We start from the raw sequence: 19,525 nt of genomic DNA, 5'->3' as shown, positions 1-19,525 counted from the left end.
AGAAGGAACTTCGGAGTTGGTTAGTCTACAGGTCGTCTTCGGCTTTCAGGCCGGCGATGATGTCGTCGACGAGGCTGTCGACGTCGTCGTACGGGAACTCCGCGTGCCCCGAGAGTTTCGTGGCGAGTTCCATCGCGCTGAACGTCTTGTCGCCAGCCTCGAAGGACGTCGCCGGGCCGTTGGGGAGCGCCGGGACGAGCCCCATCTGGTTCTCCACGGGGTAGTCGGCGTCGGCGAATGCGTCCATGAGCTGCTCGCGGAGTTCGGCTTCCGTGTCAGACATACACGTACGTGTACCGCCCGTGGGCAAAAGGATTCTGGAACGGGGAACTCCGGAACTCGAGTTTCTCCACCCGAACCGGCCGGCGGGACGGAGCTCCATCCAAACCAAAGTATTCAGTAGCCGTGACTCCCAACGTCCGACTATGAACTCGGATGCAGACGAGTCGGTGAGCCGACGAGGATTCCTGCGCGCGGGCGTCGGTGCGGCGACCGCTGGGTTCGCTGCGACCGGGACCGCGGCGGCGAGCGGTGGCGGAGGGTCCGGGAGCGGCACGAAGACCATCAAGGTCGGGCCGGGCGGCAACCCAACGTTCTCTCCGGAGACGGCATACGTGAAACCCGGGACGACGGTGAAGTGGGTGTGGAAGAGCAACGGCCACAACGTCAAACCGACGTCGACCCCGGACGGCGCGTCCTGGAAAGGGCACCCGGAGATTGTCGACTCGGGAACCACGTACGAGCACACGTTCGAGAAGAAGGGAACCTACGAGTACATCTGTGTCCCCCACGAGAGTATGGGGATGACAGGCTCGGTCAAAGTGACGGACAACCCGCCGAAGAAGGAGGGGTACGAGACGATTCTCCCGGACAGCGCGAAGACGGCCAGCGTCGCCGCCCTCGGGTCGATGACGTCCGTGCTCGGCATCTCCTACGTGTTCATGAAGTACGGCGGCGACTACAGCGAGAAGTAGCACCCACAGCTACGCGGAAGACCGCTCTTCGACGCGGAGTTCGACCGGCCGGCGTTCTCCCTCAAGATCTTCGACGACGCGCTCGACAACTCGTCGTCCCTCTTCGACGGCGATGTCCGCCGCTCTATCGACGACCCAGTCCATCGAAACCAGCACCGGCAGGTCCAGCAGGCCGTCGTCGGCGCTGTCCGCGTCGTAGGTCACGACGAGTGAGACCCGCGACCCTTCGTCCGTCGGTTCGACGACCCATCGGCCGCGCGCGTCGAGCGCGCCGAGCAACTCCCACCGTATCTCGTTCGGGGGGTCGACGGACGTGACCCGCGAGCGGACCGTGTGCGTGAGTTTCCACCAGGCGAAGGTGAGCGCGTACGTCGCGTTAGCGTCGCCGTCGAGTCCGCCGTCCCCGTCGAGTCCACCGTCACTGTCAATACCGCTATCGCTATCGGCGCTGTCGTCGGCGCTATCGCTGTCGTCAGCACTGCGCCCGCACAGACGCACCTCCTGGAGGTGCTTCGAGTACTGTGCGTACCCCGGGAAGTCGAGGAGGAACTCGTACGCGTCCTCGGGCGGTACGCGGACGTCCGTACTGACTTCGATGGAGTCCACGAACACGGTTGGCAGGCCGCGCTGAAAGGGGTATCGGGGCCACCAGTCGGATGAACCCTCTTGTACGAGGACGGGACCAAACCCCAGCGTGACGTGACGTTCGCCGCCCGGCACGCAGCGGGAGTGCGACCGACGCCGGGCGTGAGACTTCGAGAGTCGAAGCACCGAGGTCGCCTGTCAGCCATCCTGGCAGCCGCGTCTATCGCCGCGATTTAAGTCGCGTCCGGTCCGACAGGTGGACGAATGCTCTCAGGAGTGAACGTCGCGCTCGGCGTCTCGGGTAGCATTGCGGCGGTGAAAGTCGTGGAGTTGGCCCACGAGCTACGCCGCCGCGGGGCGAACGTGCGAGCGGTGCTGACCGAGAGCGCCCAGGGGATTGTACACCCGTGGGCCGTCGAGTTCGCCACGGACAACCCCGTCGTCACCGAGATTACCGGCGGAGTCGAACACGTCGAGTTGTGCGGCGTCGACGGCTGGGCGGACGTCCTCCTGCTCGCACCGGCAACCGCGAACACGGTCGGGAAGGTCGCCGCCGCCGTCGACGACACCCCCGTGACGACGTGCGCGACGACAGCGCTCGGCGCCGGCGTGCCGGTCGTCGTCGCGCCCGCGATGCACGAACCGATGTACGACCACCCCGGCGTGCTGGACGCCATCGAGCGCGTCGAATCGTGGGGCGTCGACTTCGTCGACCCGCGCGTCGAGGAGGGGAAGGCCAAGATCGCCACGGAGGAAGCCATCGTGCTCGCGGCGGCGCGCGCCGCAGGCGACCGCCCACTCGACGGCGAGCACGTGGTCGTGACGAGCGGCGCGACCAGCGAACCCATCGACCCGGTTCGCGTGCTCACGAATCGCGCGTCGGGCCGCACCGGGCGAGCAGTCGCTGCTGCGTGCTACGCGCGCGGCGCCGATGTCACGCTCGTCCACGACGGACCCAGCGTCCCCTACGCCGAGACCACGCGCGTCGAGACCGCTGCCGACATGCTCGCAGCAACGCTCGAGGCCTGCGAGGACGCGAGCGCCCTCGTCTCCGCGGCCGCCGTCAGTGATTACACCGTGGAGCCGAGCGAGGAGAAGATCCGGTCCGGACAGGACCTCACCCTCTCGCTCGAACCGACGCCGAAACTCGTCGACGAAGTCCGGGAGTCGTTCCCCGACCTCCCCGTCGTCGGGTTCAAGGCCGAAACGCCGGATAGCGACGACGAGATGGTCGCGGCCGCGCGGGAACTGCTCGAACGCGTCGACATGTCGTTCGTCGTGGCGAACGACGCCGACGTGATGGGCGAGGACGAGACGCGAGCGCTCGTCGTCACTACAGATAGTGCAAGCGAGTACGCTGGGGACAAGCAAGGACTCGGTCTGCGGGTCGCAGACGAACTCGCCGGCGTGCTCTCCGACTAGCGCTATAGCTCCTGCCTCATCGATTCCGCCCTCTCGCGGGCGTCAGGAACGTTCCCGCGTGTTTTTTATCTCCGTCCCGGTTTGCTTCAGGTAACGATGACCACGGGACGGATCGGAACGCGACTCCGTGGGCCGACCGGCGGCGGACCAACCGGTGAGCGCGCCGACCAGCTGACTGTGTGCTCGCCGCTGACGCCGCATCACTGCGACACCGAACGCGAGGAAGTACGCCATGTCTGACCACTACGACGTCGTCGTCGCCGGTGCAGGACCGGCCGGAGCACAGTGCGCGAGAGACCTCGCCCAGCGAGGGTACGAAGTCGTCGTCCTCGAGGCGGAAGCCGAGGACGAGTTCCCGCGGCAGTCGAACAAGTCCACTGCAGGCACGTTCGCGTCGATGATGGGCGCGTTCGGGATTCCCGACGACGTAGTGATGAACTACACCGACGAGGTCGTCCTCGAGTCCCCGAACAACTACTTCACACAGAACCAACCCGGCGCAGTCCTCGAATTCGCGGACTTCAAGCGCTACCTCGTGAAGGACAGCCGGGACGACGGCGCGGAGTATCGGTTCGGCGCGCGGGTGAACAACCCAATTACGGAGAACGGCGAGATCGTCGGCGTGCAGTACGCCGGCAACGAGGAGGTGTACGGCGACATCGTCGTGGACGCGACGGGGCCCGCTGCGCCGCTCGCGAAGAAACTCGGTGTCTGCGATCTCAAACGCGGGAACCAGGCGATCGGCATCGAGTGGGAGATGGAGGGCATCGACGTCGACCACGAGGGGTACGCGGACCTCCGTGACGCGATGATGCTCCGCCTCGACCACGAGTACGCGCCCGGTGGTTACTCCTGGATCTTCCACACGGGCGAAGACACCGCGAAGGTCGGCCTCTGTTACATCAAGAACGAGAGTTTCCGCCAGTTCGGTGACGACAGTATGAGCATCGACGACTACCTCGACCACTGGCTGGACACCGACCCGCGCTTCGAGAACGCCGAACGCCTCGAGGGCAAACAACATCGTGGGTCGGCCCACATCCAGATGCCAGCGAGTCTCAGCACGGACAACTTCATGGCTATCGGCGACACGGTGCCGACCATCGACCCGCTCTGGGGCGAGGGCATCCAGAAGTGCATGGAGTCCGCTCGCGCCGCCGCCATCACCGCCGACCGGTGCCTGATGGCGAGCGAACCCGACACGTCGGCCTCGGAGATGTCAATCTACGACGACCTCTGGCACAGTCGCGTCGCGCCGGACGCCCGAACCCGCCTCGCGATGACCCAGTTGCTCTACCTCGCGTCGAACGACCGCTACGACACGCTGATGCGCGACCTGAACAGCGCGGGCGAGGACATGCTCTCGAAGGCAAATGTCGGGAGCAAGCGCGCGCTCGCCAAACTGTTCCACGTCGGCGACCTGCCGCTGCTCGCTCGCTTCGCGAAAGAACGCCTGGCCGAGTAGCACCACAAACTGTTTTCGGCGAGCGGTGGCACGCGAGTGAGATGTCCGTCCTCCCATCCCCCGGGTTCGGCACGTGCAAGTTGCCCGGCGAGGACGTCTTCCTGGCGACGAAGGTCTGTCACGACAGTCTCGCCTACGAGGATGTGAAGGCCGGCATTCGGAAGAGCCGCCAGCGCCTCGGCGACCCCGACTTCGCGCCCGACTGGTAGCGACGCACAAGGGAAGGGATTCGCCGCGGCCCAAACCACTAACCTCGCGCCGGTCGTTCTACCGAGTATGTCTCAGAACGAGGAGCTACGCGCGCCGCTCGCCAGTGGCATGCCGATGCTGGGGCTCGGAACGTGGCAGAACAAGGAACCGGCGCAATGCACGGAGAGCGTGCAGACCGCCCTGGAGATGGGGTACCGGCACGTCGACACCGCACAGGCGTACGGCAACGAGGAGGCCGTCGGACGCGGCATCGCGAACGCGGACGTGGACCGCGAGGACCTCTTCCTGGCGACGAAGGTCTGGAAGGATAACCTCGCGCACGACGACGTCCTCGAGACCGGGCGCGCGAGCGTCGAGCGCCTCGACGTGGACGCCCTCGACCTGTTGTACGTTCACTGGCCGTCGGGCGAGTACGACGCGACCGGGACGCTGACCGCACTCCAGGAACTGCACGACGAGGGACTCGTCGAGCGCATCGGCGTGAGCAATTTCGAGCCGCGACACCTCGACGAGGCCCAGGAGGTCCTCGACGTCCCGGTGTTCGCGAACCAGGTGGAGTGCCATCCGCTACTCCCCCAGCAGAAACTTCGGGAGTACACCGACGAGCACGACATCGAACTCGTGGGCTACTCGCCGCTCGCGCGCGGCGAGGTGTTCGGCGTCCCCGAGATTCAGGACGTCGCCGACAAGCACGACGCGAGTGAGGCCCAGGTGAGTCTGGCGTGGCTCCGCGAGAAGGGCGTCACCGCGATTCCGAAGGCGACGGGCGAGGAGCACATCCGGGACAACTGGGAGAGTCTCGGCGTCGAACTCGACGACGAGGACGTGGAGAAGATAGACGGCATTTCGCGCCGCGAACGCCAGGTCGACCCGAGTTTCGGCCCCTGGAACTAGTATAGGAGACGGCCGTGCAGTGGCGTTCCCCGAGCGCGAATGGGGTGACCCTTCGGACCGCCGACCGACTAAACAGTGCAGGTAGGGCTTGCAGGCGGCAGGCCGCTCCGGCGCGCTGTGCCACCGTGCCAATTCCTGGCGCGCCGGACGAATCTCACGTCACGCCCCGGGTTGGTTCCGTCCCCCTATTTGAATGTACGCCACTGGTAGGTGTCGGCAGTCGACCCAGCCGGTAACTGCTGGCATTCGCTGACTGAGCGTTCACAAGAGCGAAGCTCTTGTGCAGCCCATCAGAACGCGAAGCGTTCTGAGGACGGCTCGAAGAGCCCGAAGGAGGCGATTCACCGCGAGCCGGAGGCTCGCGGGCCGACGACTGAGGAGAGTGAGCGTAGCGAACGAACTGAAGGAGGAGTGCTCTTAGTGCAGGTTTTGCCGAGTTGAGCGGGACCTTCGGTCCCGCTAACCATGCGAACGGCGGCTTCGCCGCCGTGAGCAGACGAGCGGCGCTCTGCGCCGCGAGCGCAGCGCAAAACGTGCGTCAGTAGATCAGTTCGTCGTCGTTCTCGACCATGTAGAGGGTTCGCGCGCAGATGTTGACGGCGTGGTCGCCGATGCGTTCGAGGTCCCGGATGGTGAGGAGGAGGCGGGAGACGTCCTGCATGAGCGCCTCGACCTCGGCTTCGCTGGTGTCGTCCTCGACTTCGGTTTCGATGAGGTCGCGCATGACGGCCGTGGAGGCGCGGTGACAGCGGTCGTCGAGGTCGTCGTCGCGGCCCGCGATCTCGAAGCAGGCGTCGACGTCCGCGTTCGCGTACGCGTCCATCGCGTCCGATATCATCTCGATGGTGGTGTCACCGATGGCCTGGATGTCGACCTCGGGGAACATGTCGCGTTCGGCGTCGAGTGTGTACTCGGCGAGGTTCGCGGCGAGGTCGGCGACGCGTTCGAGGTCCGTGAGGATCTTGAACGAGGACGCGATGAGTCGGAGGTCGCCGGCGACCGGCTGCTGGAGCGCGAGCAGGTCGATGCAGTCCTGTTCGAGGTCGAGGTAGAGTTCGTTGATCTCGTCGTCGCCCTCGATGACGTCCCAGGCGGTGTCGTCGTCTTTCTGTTCCATCGCTTCGAGCGCGAGCTGGAGGCGGTCCGTGACGACCTCGCTCATGTAGAGGACGTCGCCCTGGAGAGATTCCAGCTTCTCCTGGTAGCTCTCTCGTGCCATACTGATTACCCGAACTTGCCCGTAATGTAATCTTCGACGCGCTGGCTCTCGGGGTTCTCGAAGATCTGGTCAGTGTCGCCGTACTCGACAAGTTCCCCGCCCGTCAGGAAGACGGCGGTTCGGTCGCTGATGCGGGCGGCCTGCTGCATGTTGTGCGTAACGATGACGACCGTGTAGTCCTCCGCGAGCTCCTCGATGAGGTCCTCGATCTGTGAAGTCGCAATCGGATCGAGCGCGGACGCGGGCTCGTCCATCAGGAGGACGTCCGGGTCGACGGCGATGGCGCGCGCGATACAGAGGCGCTGTTGTTGGCCGCCGGAGAGGTCGAGTGCGTTTCGGTCGAGCCGGTCACTGACCTCGTCCCAGAGCGCGGCGCGACGCAACGCCTCTTCTACTTTCTCGTCCAGGTTCTCGGTCTTCTCCTGGATGCGGAGGCCGTACGCGACGTTGTCGTAGATGCTCTTCGGGAACGGGTTCGGGTGCTGAAACACCATCCCGATGCGGCGACGGAGCGCGACGGAGTCGACGTCCTCGTCGTAGACGTTCTTGCCCTCGAAGAGCAGTTCACCCTCCACGCGAGCGGATTCGATGAGGTCGTTCATTCGATTGATGCACCGAAGGAACGTCGACTTCCCACACCCAGACGGACCGATCATCGCCGTGACGTTCTTCTCCGGAATCTTCAGGGAGACGTCATCGAGAGCCTGTGTCTCCCCGTAGTACACGTTGATGTTACGTGCCTCAATAACCGTCGGGACGTTCTTGACCGCCCCGCGGTCGGCGTTCTCCGCAAGGCCACCGCCGCCGGGGTCGGTCTCGATGAGCGACCCGTCCTGTTCGTTCGCCGTATCGCTGTTCATGTGGTCTGCCATTAGTTGCTCTCCTGTTGGTATTTGTTCCGTAGAAGTATTGCGACCGAGTTCATCGTCACGAGGACGATGAGAAGTGTGACGACGCCCGCGGCGACGACCCCGTGCCGGAACGCTTCGTCGGGCTGGAACGCCCACGCGTAGATCTGCATCGGCATCGCGGTCAGCATGCTGAACAGTCCATCTGGGGGCGTGAACTTCGTCGTCGCAGCACCGATCATGATGAGCGGTGCGGTCTCGCCGATAGCGCGTCCGAGCGCGATGATGGTTCCGGTCAGCGTTCCCGGGAGCGCTCTTGGAAGCACGACGTTCCGCGTCGTTTGCCAGCGCGTCGCGCCCATCCCGTAGGACGCCTTCCGCATGGATTCCGGGACGGATCGGAGGGCTTCCTGGGCGGAGATGACGACGATCGGGAGGATGAGCAGCGAGAGCGTGAGCGCCGCGGTCAACACCGTCCCGACGCCGAATCCGCTGTACTCGATTGGTCCCAGTTCGGCTTGGACGTTCACGAAGATGCCGAGACCGAGGAGGCCGTAGACGACTGACGGGACGCCAGCGAGGTTCGAGACGTTGATGTTGATGATTCGAGTGACGGTCCCGAGCAGGCCGGACTGCGGGGCGTACTCCTCCAAGTAGACTGCCGTCCCGAATCCGAAGACGAACGTGAACACGCTCACGAGCACGATCAGAAAGATAGACCCGATGATGGCGGGATAGAGGCCGGCTTGCTCCGCGGAGAGGACTGACGGGCCACTCGTGAGGAACTGCCAGTCGAACCACGGGGACGGAGCGGTCGCATCGATGATGCCGACGACGAACTCACCGAGCAGGAATCCTCCGACGACGATGGCGGGGAGGGCGAACGCGGGCCGGCGATGGTGGTTGAGTGCGACGTTCGCGACGGCTACCCCGACGGGTATGCCGAACGTGACCAACACTATCAGCCAGACGGACCGACTCACGCTGGGGAGCGCATCGACGACTGGAACGCCCGCGAACGCGGCCACCAGAAGAGCGAGGCCCGCCAAGATTGCGGTCCGGGGGTCGGTACCGTACTGGTCGTTGGCGAGGAACGCAACCAAGCCGGCGGCGGGCACGACTAGCGTGAGGAAGTAAATCCCAGGGTCGCCGAGTAGCGCTCCAAGCGAGGTGAGCCACGGGAGTGCAAGTGTCCCGACAACCGGGCCGACGACGAATACAGCGAGCGCGACCAGCCCGACCCACGTCGCTTCCCTGTCGTACTGTCCGTACACGAGGACGGCAGTGGCGGGACCGATCACCGTCAGGAAGTACGCGAACCAGATCTCGGGCCCCGTGATTATTGAGAGGACGATCACTGTCGCGAACGTTCCCATGATGCCCGCGAGCGTCATCGTCAACAGTTCGAACGCTCCTTTGGCAACCGCGGGTCGAGTCCTGGCATACGCGATGAATCCGACGACCGGCAGTACGAGCGTCGCGGCGTACGTCGCGTACCAGCCGTTGCTCGCGGTCTCCAGTCCGAACGCATCCCAGGCGACGTAGGCGAGCAGGGCGCCAAGCGAGAGGATTCCGACGACCGACGCCACGAGCGTGACGTACTCGAAGACGACGCCTTTGATTTCACTCACTTCACCGAACTCCGTCTGTGACTCCGTGTTGGACATTTACTCGTAGACCTCCCTGTACCGGTCCGCGATGAGGTTACTGATGACGTTCATCGCCAGGGTGATGGTGAACAGCGTGATACCGATGGCGAACAGTGACTGGTACGCGATTGACCCCCCGGAGATGTCTCCACCCGCGATGTTGATCATCGCGACCGTCATCGTGGCCATGCTGTCCGCGTACAGGCCGAGCAGGTCGCCTGGCGCGAAGTAGGGGAGGCCGAAGATGGTGTGAACGGGCGGGAATTCGGGCGGGTTGGTCCCTGCGGCGAGGGTGACGGCCATCGTCTCGCCGATGGCACGCGAGATGGCGAGGATGAACGACGAGGTGATTCCGGAGATAGCCGCCGGGACGACGATTGTCGTCGAGACGTTGAATTTTGTCGCGCCGAGGCCGTATCCAGCCTGCCGGAGCGAGTCGGGGACAGCACTCATCGCGTCTTCACTGATGGAGGACACCATCGGGATGATCATGATGCCGACGACGATGGACGCGGACAGTCCATTGAAGAGGCCGAGGCGGGGGAGTGCGAGTCCCAGGATGTCGTTCAGTCCACTGAGGAAGGCGTTGAGCGCCGGGGTGACGTAGACGAGTGCGAAGTACCCGTAGACGACCGTGGGAACGCCCGCGAGGATCTCCAAGAGTGGTTTGAGTATCGAGCGGGCTCTTGGAGTGGCGTACTCGCTCAGGTAGATGGCGGTCAGCAATCCAAGTGGGAGCGCAATCACCGCCGCGCCGAGGGTGATCATGAGCGTCCCCAGTATGAGCGGCAGGATACCGAACTGGACCGGCTGGAGGTTCGGACTCCATCGAGTTCCCGTCAGGAACTGGAGTAACGGCACCTCCTGGAAGAACTGCGCGGCGTCCACGATGAGGACGCCGATGATGCTCACGGTGGTGAGGACGGACAGCACGGCGCATCCCAGCAAGGCGTACTTGTACATTGATTCACGCACCGCTCGGAACCCCCGGCCACCACTCAAATCGGGGGATTGTCCCTCGCTGGTCATCGTCTCAAGACCAGAATAGCAGAGCTCATTCTAAAAAACCTCGAAACGGCTCGACTACTCCTGGACCTTCGCGATGTAGTCGTTGAGTGCCGACAGTTCCTCCTGCATCGCCTCCTGGGTCTGGGGCACGTACCCGATTTCCTCCGCGACGAGTTTGGTGTTCGCACTCTGCTTGGTGAAGTACCGTGCGAACTCGGCGACTTGGTCCTCTTTCAGCGACTCTTTTGCGGGGTACGTGAAGAGCGGGCGGGAAAGTGGGTACTCCCCGGCTTTCGCGTTCTGGAGCGTCGGTTTTACGCAGCTCCCGCTCTCGTTGAGGGCGAGCGCCTTGACCTTGCTCTCGTTGCCCTGGTAGTATGCGAACCCGAAGTAGCCGATTGCGTACTTGTTCTGCTGGACGCCCTGGAGGATGAGGTTGTCCTTCTCGGTGGCCTGGTACTCACTCGTGTGGTTCATCTCCTCGCCGAGGACCGCCTCCTTGAAGTAGTCGAAGGTCCCCGAGGTGTCCGCCGCACCGAAACGCTTGATTTCCTTGTCCGGCCACTCGGAGTTCACGTCGGACCACTTGTTCGCTCCGTCGGCACTCCATATCTGGGCGAGTTCGTCCAGCGTCATGCAGTCGACCCAGTCGTTCTGGTTGTTCACGATGACCGTGAGCGCGTCCGTGGCGACCGTGATCTCGTGCCACTGGACGTCGTTCTGCTGACAGAGCTGTTTTTCCTGTTTCGTGATGGGGCGAGAGGCGTTGTTGAAGTCGGACTTCCCCGTACAGAAGTAATTCGAGAACCCGCCACCCGACCCGGTCGGCGTTACGCTGATGTTGACTTCGGGGTGTTTCTTCATAAACTTCTCCGCGACGGCGGCTGCAAGCGGGTAGACGGTGCTCGAGCCGGTGATGTTGATGTCCCCGGAGAGAGTCTTCTGGGTCGTGGACCCATCTCCGTCGTCACCATTGGAAGGGGTCTCTCCGCTGTTTCCACCGGGCCCGCTCGTGCAACCGGCCAGAGCGGCGAGGCTCGCGCCTCCCGTTGCCGCGATAAATCCGCGCCGAGTCTGCTTGCTGAACCGTTCGGAGTGTTCGGGCATCGACTGAACGAAAACGAGTCCGAGATAAATACCCTGCTATTATTTCTATATAGCATTCAATATCCTGCAAGAGGCGGGGGCAAATATGTAGGTAGTAAATGAGTTATGGTCGAAATATTCGCAACAAGAGCCCGTTACGGCCAGAATCTGCTCCCAGGAGCCAGTTAGTATATAGACCAAAGGTAATTTATTGTGAGGTGCTCGTAGTGGAGGTATGGAACGCAGAAAGGTCCAGGTGACGGGTGGGTCGACGTTCACCGTCTCCATCCCCAAGGACTGGGCGCGCGAACACGACGTCGAAGCCGGCGACGAGGTCGGCTTCCACCCCGACAGCGGGTCACTCCTGTTGACGCCAGTGAGCGGCGGCGACGACCAGCGTGGCTCGCTCGACATCTCCGGGATGACCGGTGACGAACTCACGCGCGCCGTGATGACCATGTACGTCAGCGGATTCGACGTGCTCGACCTCGAAGCCGACCGAATCACCGCTGACCAGCGCCGCACCGTCCGCAACGCCACACAGGGACTCGTCGGTCTCGAAGTGCTCGAGGAGACGAGCGACCGCGTCGTCATCCAGGACCTGCTGGACTCCTCGGAGCTCTCTATCCACAACGCCGTCCGGCGCATGCGCCTCATCTCCGTCTCCATGCTCGAGGACGCCCTGCACGCCCTCTCCGAACGCGACGCCGACGTCGCCCAGGACGTCATCGAACGCGACGACGACGTCGACCGCCTCTGGTACGTCGTCTCCCGCATCTTCCGGGGGGCACTCCGCTCCCCCAAGGTCGCCCAGGAGATCGGCATGAGCCGCGAAGTCGCCTTCGACTACCACTCCAGCGCCCGGCAACTCGAGCGCGTCGCCGACCACGCCGCGAAGATCAGTCGCATCACGCTCGAACTCGACGACACCGTCCCGGAGGACGTCATCGACGCGCTCGGCGACCTGCGGGCGGACGCCGCCGACGTCATCGAGACGGCCATGGAGGCGCTGTTCACGGACGACGCCGACGAGGCGACCCGCCTCGCGAACGAAGCACGCGCGCAGGTCCGGGACATCGACGAACACACCCGCCGGATCGACGACCTCCTGCGCGACCTCGAACCCCGGCAGGCCCAGCATCTCGGCCTCGTCGTCGACTCGCTCTCGCGGAGCGCCGACTACGGCGGCAACATCGCCGAAACCGCCCTCCAGAAGGCCGCTCCGACCCCCGGCCCATAACTGTTCGTCTCCGTACCACCTTTATACTTCGACGGCAATCAGCGTGGTATGAGCGAGGAGTTCCCCGACTACCTCGATGTCGACTACGACGCGGGCGACGGACAATCCCCCGAGGACTACCCGACGCTCCAGGACAAGCTAGAGCAAGCCATCGAGGTCACCCGGAAGGGCCTCGAGGAGTACGAGAACCCCGCCATCATGTGGACCGGCGGCAAGGACTCGACGCTCACCCTCTACTTCGTCAAGGAGGTCGCCGAACAGTTCGACCTCGAGGTGCCGCCGACCATCTTCATCGACCACTTCCAGCACTTCGACGGACTCCACGACTTCGTCGACAAGTGGGCCGACGAGTGGGACCTCGACGTCGTCTACGCCCAGAACACGGACGTCGGCGACTACGTCGACGAACACGGTCTGACGCCGGGCGACGACATCCCCATCGACGAACTGAACGAACAGAACCAGCACCACGTCCGCGACCTCCTCGAGTACGAAGAGGACACGTTCCCGTTCCTGCTGGACACCTACGTCGGCAACCACCTCCTCAAGACCGTCGCACTGAACAACGCACTCGAGGAACACGACGTCGACGGTATCCTCAGCGGCATCCGCTGGGACGAACAGGACGCGCGTGCCGACGAGACGTTCTTCAGCCCCCGCCACGACCCCGACATCTACCCGCCCCACGACCGCATCCAGCCGATTCTCCAGTTCGACGAAGCCGCCGTCTGGGACGCCTTCTGGTACTACGTCGTCCCCGAGACTGTCGACGAGTATCCGGACGACGGCCACGTCCCGCAGAGCTACGAGGACTTGCCGAACGACCTCACCCACGAGGACATCCCGGTCTCCCCCAAGTACTTCAAGGGCTTCCGGAGCCTCGGGTCGGAGGTCAGCACCGAGAAGGCCGACGACGAGCCAGCGTGGCTCCAGGACCTTGAGAACACCACCGAGCGCGCGGGCCGCGCCCAGGACAAAGAAGACCTGATGGAGCGCCTGCGTGACCTCGGGTATATGTAGTACCTTTTTGCTGCGCTCACTCGGGCGCTAGCGCGCCCTCGTTCGCTGGCAAAAAGCTACGCTAAAAAGCCTTCGTCGGGGGTGGTTCGAAAGGCCGCGAGCGGCCTTTCGTCATCACGAGAGAGCGGAGCTCTCTCGGACGACTTCGCCCCCTCCTTGGCCCGCGCCTTCGGCGCGGCAGAATCGCCCGGCTTCGCCGGGCGAATGCGTTCTGCTACCGCAGTTCTGCACCGCACAGCGACCGCAGATTAGAACGGCGACTGCACGGCGTCGTCCGCGTCGTCCGCTGTGTTCTCGCTCACCGCGTCCGCGTCTTCGGCGTTCAGTTCGTCCGCGAGTTCGCCGCGCTCGTCGAGTTCCGCGAGGATGTCGCTCCCGCCGACGAACTCGCCCTCGACGTACGTCTGGGGCGTGGTCTCCCATCCGCTGTGGTCCTCTAAGGCGACGCGGAACTCGTCGATGCTCTGGAGGACGTCCACGGTGTGAACGTTCGGCCGGTACTGCGTGACGAGGTCGAGTGCCTTCTGGGAGTAGCCACACTGTGGCATCTGTGGGGTCCCTTTCATGAACAGAACAACGTCGTTGTTCTCGATGGCGGCGTCCACGATGTCGGTCACCGCGTCCTGCTCCATCGAGTCCATCGGGTCGAAGGCCATAGGCACGATAGTGGTAGCGCAGAGAAATGCCTTGCGCCGCCAACTGCACGGGCTGTCGACGCGTCCTCGATGTCAGTCGCTCGTGCCGACTCGGATGACCTGCAGCAGCGACTCGAGGGGCACGTCGTCGACGTCCTCGAGACCCTGCTTGTCGACGAGCACGCCGCAGGCGACCGGCGTCCCGCCGTCGTTGCGGACACCCTCGACAGTCTCCTGCATCGTCGTGCCGGACGTTACGGTGTCGTCGACGATGAAGCAGTCACGGCCTTCGACCTGCGCGAAGTTCCGAGAGAAACTCCCGCCGAGGTCTTCGATGTCGCCTTCCTCCCACTGGTGCTTGCGGGGCGTGTACGTCGCCAGGTCGGTCTCGAGTTCCCGGGAGACGGCGGTGGCGAGCGGGACGCCCGCCTTCTCGACGCCGACCACCAGGTCGACGTCGTGGCTGTGTTCGCGCAGCGAGTCCGCGAGCGCGACGCCGATCGCCGAAAGGCGCGCGCCCGCCTCGCCGATACTGCTCCAGTCGACGTGCACGTCCTGGGGCCCACCTTCGGGTTCGTTCTCGACGGACGGCGCAGGACCGCTCGCGCGTTCCACGAGCCAGCTCGCGGTCTCCCGGGAGACGTTCAGTTCGTCCGCAATTTCGCCGCGGGAGAGTCCCCGCTCGGCGAGTTCGGACGCGCTCTCGATGAGGTCGTCGACGTTCTTCATACGCGGGAGATTGTGGCGCGGTTTTAAGGTCGTTTCGTCGAGTGGGCCGGCGGGTCACACGCGCACCGCACACGTCGAGAATGTCGCCGGCGTGTCCACGATTTAAGCACGACCAGCAACCTCTACCACCATGGAGCGGTACGACCGGCTGTACGCCCTGTACGACGAGTTCGACACACAGACACTCCGCGCCCAGCAGGACTTCGTGAACCTGTTCCCACCGGTCGACTCCCGCGTCGCACTCGAACACTGGGAGACTGCCAGCGACAACCTCACCGAACTGAAAGACGACATCCGTGCGGCGTTCCCCGAGGGCGACGCGTACGCGGACGTTGCCGCGCACGCCACCCGCGAACAGGCGTTCGGCGCGCTCGACCTGTACGCGGACTACGGCCGGGCGGTGAACGTGCTGGTGCTCGACGTCGACGAGACGCTCCGCTCCGCCGGCGGGACGGACAACGAGATCCCCCGCGAGACGCTCCACCTGCTGACGGAGTTCCACGACGCCGGCGTCCCCATCGTCATCTGCACGGGCCAGACCCTGGAGAACGTCAAAGGATTTCTCATCCAGGGCCTCGGCAACGAACTCGTCTACTCCGGCGGCCTCTCGATCGTCTACGAGGCCGGCACCGGCGTGTTCACACCCGGCCACGGCCCCGACACGAAGCGACTCCTCTACGAGGAGTTAGACGAGGACGTCCGCTCGGTGTTCGACGGCGTGCGCTCGAAGGTGCTCCCGGACGCCCCGGAGGACGTCCGCAGTGGCTGTCACCTGCAGGGCAACGAGTTCAACGTGACCCTCAAACCGAACTACGAGACGGGCAGCGAGCGCGCGGTCGAACTCATCGACGCGGGTCTCCGGTACCTCCTGGCGTTGCTCGCGGACTGTCTGGACGCGGACGCCGACGCGGTGCGCGCGTACTACGCCGACGCCGACCCCGAGATCGCGGGCGTACTGGAAGACGCCGGGGAACGGCCTGGCAGCGTCGACGTTCCCGACGAACTGGTCGACGTGCTGGACCGCGTGGACGTGGCGTACTACGAGGGCGACGCCGCGGAGATCGCCTCTCGGGAGTTGAACAAGGTCGTCGGCGTACAGTCGGCCTTCGACGTGCTGGGCGTCGAGGACCCGTTCGCACTCGTGATGGGCGATTCGAAGAGCGACCTGCGCGTCATGGAGTGGGTGGCGTCGGCGGACGCGGGCATCTCGGCGGCGCCCGAGCACGCGTCCGGCCGCGTGCTGGAGCACGTCCGCGGCACGGACGACCTGGTGTTCGACCGCGGCGCGGCGGGCGACGTGCTGCGGACTGTGTGGGCGCTGAATCGGCTGACAGAACTGGACAACTAACCGACGCAACTGACCGAAGCGGACGACTGGTCGCTGGCGGAAGGAGCGTCGAACGGGAAGAACAGCGGTGTCGGAGAGGGAGCGGAGAACAGGGGTGACGAGGAGGTGGCGAAGAACGGCAGTAGCGGAAAACAGCAGTTGGTCGGGGAAAGCGCGTTCGTCAGCCCGTGATACGGAACTGCACGCTGTCTCCGGCGTGGACTTCGCTCCCGGCCGAGAGGCGTTCGTGACGCCCCGCGGAGGGCGACTCCTGATTCGGGGCGTCCCGGACGGCGACGATGTCGCTGCGGAGACGCGACCCCTCGAGCACTCCGGCGCGGACCTGCGAACCGAACTTCGTGGCGAGTGTGTCTACGACGTCTGCGACCGTCGCGTCGTCAGCAACGCCGATGCGGGCGCGATGAGTGCCGGTGCGGGCAGCAAGCGTGCCGGTGAGCGTTACTTCGACGTCCATACGTACTCCATTCTACCCCAGGTGCAAAAAGTTTACTCGGGACCGAAAGAGGATCCAGTTCCCCCGGTGCTTATACAGGGGGCCGAAGTCACTCCACCCATGCCGGACAACGCGCCCGCACCCGGCGACGCCGACCCGCTCGGCGTCCACGGCGTGGTCCCGCCGACCGTGACGGCGTTCCACGAGGACGAATCGCTAGACGTCGAAACGACCGCGGAGCACGCGCGGTTCGTCGTCGAGGGGGGAGCCGACGCCGTCTTCCCGCTCGGAACGAACGGCGAATTTCCGCTACTCACGGGCGAGGAACGCGACCGCGTCGTCACCGCCGTCGTCGAAGAGGTCGGCGGCGATGTGCCCGTCATCGCCGGCGTCGGCGCGCCGAGCACGCGAGAGACCATCGCGCGCGCCCAGCACGCCCAGCGGGTCGGCGCGGACGGCGTCGTCGTCGTCACGCCGTACTACTACCCGCTCGACCACGAGGCCGCCGTCGGGCACTACCAGGACGTCTGTGCCGCCGTCGACCTCCCGGTGTACGTCTACCACATCCCCTCGAAGACGGGGAACAAGCTGAAACTGGAGACGCTCTCGGAACTCGCGACCATCGAAAACCTCGCAGGCGTGAAGGACTCCTCGAAGGACGTGCCGTGGCTCGGCCAGGCCATCGACGCGAACCCCGAACTGACGTTTCTTGCGGGCTCGGATTCGCTTCTGTTCCCCGGTCTCGAGGTCGGCTGTACGGGGCTGGTATCGGCCGTCGCGAACGCCTTCCCCGAGCTCGTCGCCGACCTCTACGAGGCGTACGACGCCGGTGACGAGGCCCGCGCCCGCGAGTTGCAGAGCACGGTCTACGACGTACGGCGCGCGTTCAAGCAGGGCCCCTACATGGCCGGCGTGAAGACCGCCCTCTCCCTGCGCGGCTTCGACGCTGGGCCGCTACGCTCGCCGCTGCGAACGATGGACGACGAGACGCGAACCGCACTCGAAGACGACCTCGACGCGCTCGGCGTGCTGTGAGCGCACAGACCGACACGCCACCCACCGAACACAGACAATGAAGAACTACGACGAACTCCACGACCCGAACGCAGAGTACACGATGCGGGAACTCTCCGGCGAGACGATGGGCGTCACCACCGACCGGCCCGCGCCCCGCGACCTCGAGATCACCGACGTGCAGACGACGATGGTGGACGGGAACTTCCCGTGGACGCTCGTCCGCGTCTACACGGACGCCGGCGTCGTCGGCACCGGCGAGGCGTACTGGGGCGCCGGCGTTCCGGAGCTGATCGAGCGCATGCGGCCATTCCTCGTCGGCGAGAATCCCCTCGACATCGACCGTCTGTTCGAACACCTCGTCCAAAAGATGAGCGGCGAGGGAAGCGTCGAGGGCGTCACCGTCACCGCGATCTCCGGCATCGAGATCGCGCTCCACGACCTCGCCGGGAAGGTCCTGGACGTGCCGGCGTACCAGCTCCTCGGCGGGAAGTACCGCGACGAGGTGCGCGTCTACTGTGACTGCCACACCGCCGACGAAGCCGACCCGGAGGCGTGCGCGGACGAGGCCGAGCGCGTCGTCGAAGAACTCGGCTACGACGCGCTCAAGTTCGACCTCGACGTACCCTCTGGGCTGGAGAAAGACCGCGCGAACCGCCACCTCCGGCCGGGCGAGATACGCCACAAGGTCGACATCGTGGAGGCGGTCACGGAGCGCGTGAAGGACCGCGCAGACGTCGCCTTCGACTGCCACTGGACGTTCTCCGGCGGGAGCGCGAAGCGCCTCGCCGCCGAACTCGAGGAGTACGACGTCTGGTGGCTCGAGGACCCCGTACCCCCGGAGAATCTCGAGGTCCAGGAGGAGGTCACGAAGTCCACGACCACGCCCATCGCGGTGGGCGAGAACCGGTACCGGGTGACCGAGGAGCGCCGTCTCATCGAGAACCAGGCCGTTGACATCGTCGCACCCGACCTCCCGAAGGTCGGCGGGATGCGCGAAACCCGGAAGATAGCGGACGTGGCGAACCAGTACTACGTTCCGGTGGCGATGCACAACGTCTCCAGTCCGGTGGCTACCATGGCGAGCGCGCACGTCGGTGCCGCCATCCCGAACAGCCTCGCCGTCGAGTACCACTCCTACGAACTCGGCTGGTGGAGCGACCTGGTCGAGGAGGACGTCATCCAGAACGGCGCTATCGAGGTGCCCGAGAAGCCAGGGCTCGGTGTCACACTCGACATGGACGCCGTCGAGAAGCACATGGTCGACGGCGAGGAACTCTTCGACGAGGCGTAGTCCGGAAATCGCGTCTTCGACGAGGCGCCGGCCGAAGTCGCTTCTTCGACGAGAAGCAGTCCGAAATCGCTTCTTCGACGAGAAGCAGTCCGAAAATCGCGGTCAGTCGTCGTCGGCGGTCGCGGCGTCGGGGCTGGCGGCGTCCTGTTCGATGCTCGGCGGGTACTTTCCGCGGTCGAGTTTCAGATCCGACTGCGGGCGGGCCATGCAGGTCAGGGCGTACTCCTCGGCCTCCTCGTCAGTGAGGGCGCGAGCAGCGGGCTGGACCACTTCGCCGACCTCGATCTTCGCGGAGCACGCGAGACACATACCGACGCGGCAGGAATACTCCTGGGCGATGCCCTCCCGGAGACACGCCTTCAGGATGGTCTCGGTGTCGGAGACCTCGATCTCCTCGCCGGTGCCGAGGAACTCCACTGTGTATTCGGTCATTGTCGGGCCTTCGCGGACTG

The 19,525-nt window shown here is 64.9% G+C and carries 21 protein-coding genes; 10 read left to right on the top strand and 11 right to left on the bottom strand.

Annotated elements, in window-relative coordinates; all coding sequences use genetic code 11:
- Window positions 1-25: 25 nt before the first annotated feature.
- Window positions 26-283: an MTH865 family protein gene (locus tag LT970_RS03690; protein ID WP_232687874.1), complete on the bottom strand. Its 258-nt coding sequence runs from the start codon at window positions 281-283 to the stop codon at window positions 26-28.
- Between the two features lie 142 nt (window positions 284-425).
- Between LT970_RS03690 and LT970_RS03685 the strand changes: the two genes are divergently transcribed.
- Entirely contained in the window at window positions 426-974 is a 549-nt protein-coding gene (locus LT970_RS03685; protein ID WP_232687872.1) for a plastocyanin/azurin family copper-binding protein, read from the top strand.
- 9 nt (window positions 975-983) lie between these two features.
- Here the strand turns inward: LT970_RS03685 and LT970_RS03680 are convergent, their stop codons facing one another.
- Entirely contained in the window at window positions 984-1,580 is a 597-nt protein-coding gene (locus LT970_RS03680; RefSeq protein ID WP_232687861.1) for an SRPBCC family protein, read from the bottom strand.
- Between the two features lie 243 nt (window positions 1,581-1,823).
- Here LT970_RS03680 and coaBC point away from each other — a divergent pair, with 243 nt between their 5' ends.
- The 4 genes from coaBC (at window position 1,824) to LT970_RS03660 (ending at window position 5,550) form a co-directional block, all read left to right on the top strand.
- On the top strand, window positions 1,824-2,981 hold the full coding sequence (gene coaBC, locus LT970_RS03675) for a bifunctional phosphopantothenoylcysteine decarboxylase/phosphopantothenate--cysteine ligase CoaBC (RefSeq protein ID WP_232687860.1): 1,158 nt from the start codon (window positions 1,824-1,826) through the stop codon (window positions 2,979-2,981).
- A 232-nt stretch (window positions 2,982-3,213) separates the two neighbouring features.
- A complete protein-coding gene (locus LT970_RS03670; protein ID WP_232687850.1) occupies window positions 3,214-4,446 on the top strand; it encodes a digeranylgeranylglycerophospholipid reductase in 1,233 nt (410 codons plus the stop codon).
- Window positions 4,447-4,487: 41 nt separating this feature from the next.
- Window positions 4,488-4,655, top strand: a complete 168-nt coding sequence (locus LT970_RS03665; RefSeq protein WP_232687845.1) for a hypothetical protein — start codon at window positions 4,488-4,490, stop codon at window positions 4,653-4,655.
- 67 nt (window positions 4,656-4,722) lie between these two features.
- The gene (locus LT970_RS03660) at window positions 4,723-5,550 is read left to right on the top strand and encodes an aldo/keto reductase (protein ID WP_232687843.1); all 828 of its coding nucleotides are present in this window, start codon (window positions 4,723-4,725) and stop codon (window positions 5,548-5,550) included.
- A gap of 538 nt (window positions 5,551-6,088) precedes the next feature.
- Here the strand turns inward: LT970_RS03660 and phoU are convergent.
- The 5 genes from phoU to LT970_RS03635 are packed head-to-tail and all read right to left on the bottom strand — an operon-like array spanning window position 6,089 to window position 11,381.
- Entirely contained in the window at window positions 6,089-6,769 is a 681-nt protein-coding gene (gene phoU / locus LT970_RS03655; RefSeq protein ID WP_232687834.1) for a phosphate signaling complex protein PhoU, read from the bottom strand.
- A gap of 5 nt (window positions 6,770-6,774) precedes the next feature.
- On the bottom strand, window positions 6,775-7,629 hold the full coding sequence (gene pstB / locus LT970_RS03650) for a phosphate ABC transporter ATP-binding protein PstB (protein WP_432419610.1): 855 nt from the start codon (window positions 7,627-7,629) through the stop codon (window positions 6,775-6,777).
- An 11-nt stretch (window positions 7,630-7,640) separates the two neighbouring features.
- Window positions 7,641-9,284: a phosphate ABC transporter permease PstA gene (gene pstA / locus LT970_RS03645; RefSeq protein ID WP_232687821.1), complete on the bottom strand. Its 1,644-nt coding sequence runs from the start codon at window positions 9,282-9,284 to the stop codon at window positions 7,641-7,643.
- Window positions 9,285-10,295 carry a phosphate ABC transporter permease subunit PstC gene (gene pstC, locus LT970_RS03640; protein WP_232687804.1) on the bottom strand — a complete coding sequence of 337 codons (1,011 nt, stop codon included), beginning with the start codon at window positions 10,293-10,295 and terminating at the stop codon, window positions 9,285-9,287.
- A 54-nt stretch (window positions 10,296-10,349) separates the two neighbouring features.
- Window positions 10,350-11,381 (bottom strand): PstS family phosphate ABC transporter substrate-binding protein, encoded by a 1,032-nt coding sequence (locus tag LT970_RS03635; RefSeq protein WP_232687796.1) that lies wholly within the window; start codon window positions 11,379-11,381, stop codon window positions 10,350-10,352.
- A 214-nt stretch (window positions 11,382-11,595) separates the two neighbouring features.
- On the opposite strand from LT970_RS03635, the gene LT970_RS03630 reads away from it, so the two are divergent.
- A complete protein-coding gene (locus tag LT970_RS03630) occupies window positions 11,596-12,600 on the top strand; it encodes a phosphate signaling complex PhoU family protein (protein WP_232687794.1) in 1,005 nt (334 codons plus the stop codon).
- A 48-nt stretch (window positions 12,601-12,648) separates the two neighbouring features.
- Window positions 12,649-13,620, top strand: coding sequence for a phosphoadenosine phosphosulfate reductase family protein (locus tag LT970_RS03625; protein WP_232687779.1), 972 nt, complete (start codon window positions 12,649-12,651; stop codon window positions 13,618-13,620).
- Between the two features lie 248 nt (window positions 13,621-13,868).
- Here the strand turns inward: LT970_RS03625 and LT970_RS03620 are convergent, their stop codons facing one another.
- Both LT970_RS03620 and gfcR read right to left on the bottom strand, forming a co-directional pair.
- A complete protein-coding gene (locus tag LT970_RS03620) occupies window positions 13,869-14,276 on the bottom strand; it encodes a glutaredoxin family protein (protein ID WP_232687773.1) in 408 nt (135 codons plus the stop codon).
- 72 nt (window positions 14,277-14,348) lie between these two features.
- Window positions 14,349-14,984 carry a transcriptional regulator GfcR gene (gene gfcR, locus LT970_RS03615; protein ID WP_232687771.1) on the bottom strand — a complete coding sequence of 212 codons (636 nt, stop codon included), beginning with the start codon at window positions 14,982-14,984 and terminating at the stop codon, window positions 14,349-14,351.
- Window positions 14,985-15,114: 130 nt separating this feature from the next.
- Here gfcR and LT970_RS03610 point away from each other — a divergent pair, with 130 nt between their 5' ends.
- A complete protein-coding gene (locus LT970_RS03610; RefSeq protein WP_232687761.1) occupies window positions 15,115-16,332 on the top strand; it encodes an HAD family hydrolase in 1,218 nt (405 codons plus the stop codon).
- A gap of 160 nt (window positions 16,333-16,492) precedes the next feature.
- Here the strand turns inward: LT970_RS03610 and LT970_RS03605 are convergent, their stop codons facing one another.
- A complete protein-coding gene (locus tag LT970_RS03605) occupies window positions 16,493-16,786 on the bottom strand; it encodes a ubiquitin family protein (protein WP_232687757.1) in 294 nt (97 codons plus the stop codon).
- Window positions 16,787-16,885: 99 nt separating this feature from the next.
- Between LT970_RS03605 and LT970_RS03600 the strand changes: the two genes are divergently transcribed.
- Both LT970_RS03600 and LT970_RS03595 read left to right on the top strand, forming a co-directional pair.
- Window positions 16,886-17,800 (top strand): dihydrodipicolinate synthase family protein, encoded by a 915-nt coding sequence (locus LT970_RS03600; protein ID WP_232687755.1) that lies wholly within the window; start codon window positions 16,886-16,888, stop codon window positions 17,798-17,800.
- Between the two features lie 37 nt (window positions 17,801-17,837).
- Window positions 17,838-19,073 (top strand): mandelate racemase/muconate lactonizing enzyme family protein, encoded by a 1,236-nt coding sequence (locus tag LT970_RS03595; RefSeq protein ID WP_232687746.1) that lies wholly within the window; start codon window positions 17,838-17,840, stop codon window positions 19,071-19,073.
- A gap of 102 nt (window positions 19,074-19,175) precedes the next feature.
- Here LT970_RS03595 and LT970_RS03590 read toward each other — a convergent pair whose 3' ends face one another.
- Window positions 19,176-19,505 (bottom strand): 2Fe-2S iron-sulfur cluster-binding protein, encoded by a 330-nt coding sequence (locus LT970_RS03590; RefSeq protein WP_232687734.1) that lies wholly within the window; start codon window positions 19,503-19,505, stop codon window positions 19,176-19,178.
- Window positions 19,506-19,525 lie beyond the last annotated feature (20 nt).

This window comes from Halobacterium zhouii (assembly GCF_021249405.1).
In the GTDB taxonomy this organism is placed as follows: domain Archaea; phylum Halobacteriota; class Halobacteria; order Halobacteriales; family Halobacteriaceae; genus Halobacterium; species Halobacterium zhouii.
This window is presented reverse-complemented; position numbering and strand designations above follow the sequence as displayed.

What these genes read in the sequence shown, in the direction of transcription:
- LT970_RS03635 (WP_232687796.1), bottom strand. Translation starts at nt 11,381, where the DNA reads ATGCCCGAACACTCCGAACGGTTCAGCAAGCAGACTCGGCGCGGATTT.
- LT970_RS03630 (WP_232687794.1), top strand. Translation starts at nt 11,596, where the DNA reads ATGGAACGCAGAAAGGTCCAGGTGACGGGTGGGTCGACGTTCACCGTC.
- LT970_RS03685 (WP_232687872.1), top strand. Translation starts at nt 426, where the DNA reads ATGAACTCGGATGCAGACGAGTCGGTGAGCCGACGAGGATTCCTGCGC.
- LT970_RS03665 (WP_232687845.1), top strand. Translation starts at nt 4,488, where the DNA reads ATGTCCGTCCTCCCATCCCCCGGGTTCGGCACGTGCAAGTTGCCCGGC.
- LT970_RS03600 (WP_232687755.1), top strand. Translation starts at nt 16,886, where the DNA reads ATGCCGGACAACGCGCCCGCACCCGGCGACGCCGACCCGCTCGGCGTC.
- gfcR (WP_232687771.1), bottom strand. Translation starts at nt 14,984, where the DNA reads ATGAAGAACGTCGACGACCTCATCGAGAGCGCGTCCGAACTCGCCGAG.
- LT970_RS03620 (WP_232687773.1), bottom strand. Translation starts at nt 14,276, where the DNA reads ATGGCCTTCGACCCGATGGACTCGATGGAGCAGGACGCGGTGACCGAC.
- pstC (WP_232687804.1), bottom strand. Translation starts at nt 10,295, where the DNA reads ATGACCAGCGAGGGACAATCCCCCGATTTGAGTGGTGGCCGGGGGTTC.
- LT970_RS03690 (WP_232687874.1), bottom strand. Translation starts at nt 283, where the DNA reads ATGTCTGACACGGAAGCCGAACTCCGCGAGCAGCTCATGGACGCATTC.
- coaBC (WP_232687860.1), top strand. Translation starts at nt 1,824, where the DNA reads ATGCTCTCAGGAGTGAACGTCGCGCTCGGCGTCTCGGGTAGCATTGCG.
- LT970_RS03670 (WP_232687850.1), top strand. Translation starts at nt 3,214, where the DNA reads ATGTCTGACCACTACGACGTCGTCGTCGCCGGTGCAGGACCGGCCGGA.
- LT970_RS03610 (WP_232687761.1), top strand. Translation starts at nt 15,115, where the DNA reads ATGGAGCGGTACGACCGGCTGTACGCCCTGTACGACGAGTTCGACACA.
- phoU (WP_232687834.1), bottom strand. Translation starts at nt 6,769, where the DNA reads ATGGCACGAGAGAGCTACCAGGAGAAGCTGGAATCTCTCCAGGGCGAC.
- LT970_RS03660 (WP_232687843.1), top strand. Translation starts at nt 4,723, where the DNA reads ATGTCTCAGAACGAGGAGCTACGCGCGCCGCTCGCCAGTGGCATGCCG.
- LT970_RS03590 (WP_232687734.1), bottom strand. Translation starts at nt 19,505, where the DNA reads ATGACCGAATACACAGTGGAGTTCCTCGGCACCGGCGAGGAGATCGAG.
- pstB (WP_432419610.1), bottom strand. Translation starts at nt 7,629, where the DNA reads ATGAACAGCGATACGGCGAACGAACAGGACGGGTCGCTCATCGAGACC.
- LT970_RS03605 (WP_232687757.1), bottom strand. Translation starts at nt 16,786, where the DNA reads ATGGACGTCGAAGTAACGCTCACCGGCACGCTTGCTGCCCGCACCGGC.
- pstA (WP_232687821.1), bottom strand. Translation starts at nt 9,284, where the DNA reads ATGTCCAACACGGAGTCACAGACGGAGTTCGGTGAAGTGAGTGAAATC.
- LT970_RS03595 (WP_232687746.1), top strand. Translation starts at nt 17,838, where the DNA reads ATGAAGAACTACGACGAACTCCACGACCCGAACGCAGAGTACACGATG.
- LT970_RS03625 (WP_232687779.1), top strand. Translation starts at nt 12,649, where the DNA reads ATGAGCGAGGAGTTCCCCGACTACCTCGATGTCGACTACGACGCGGGC.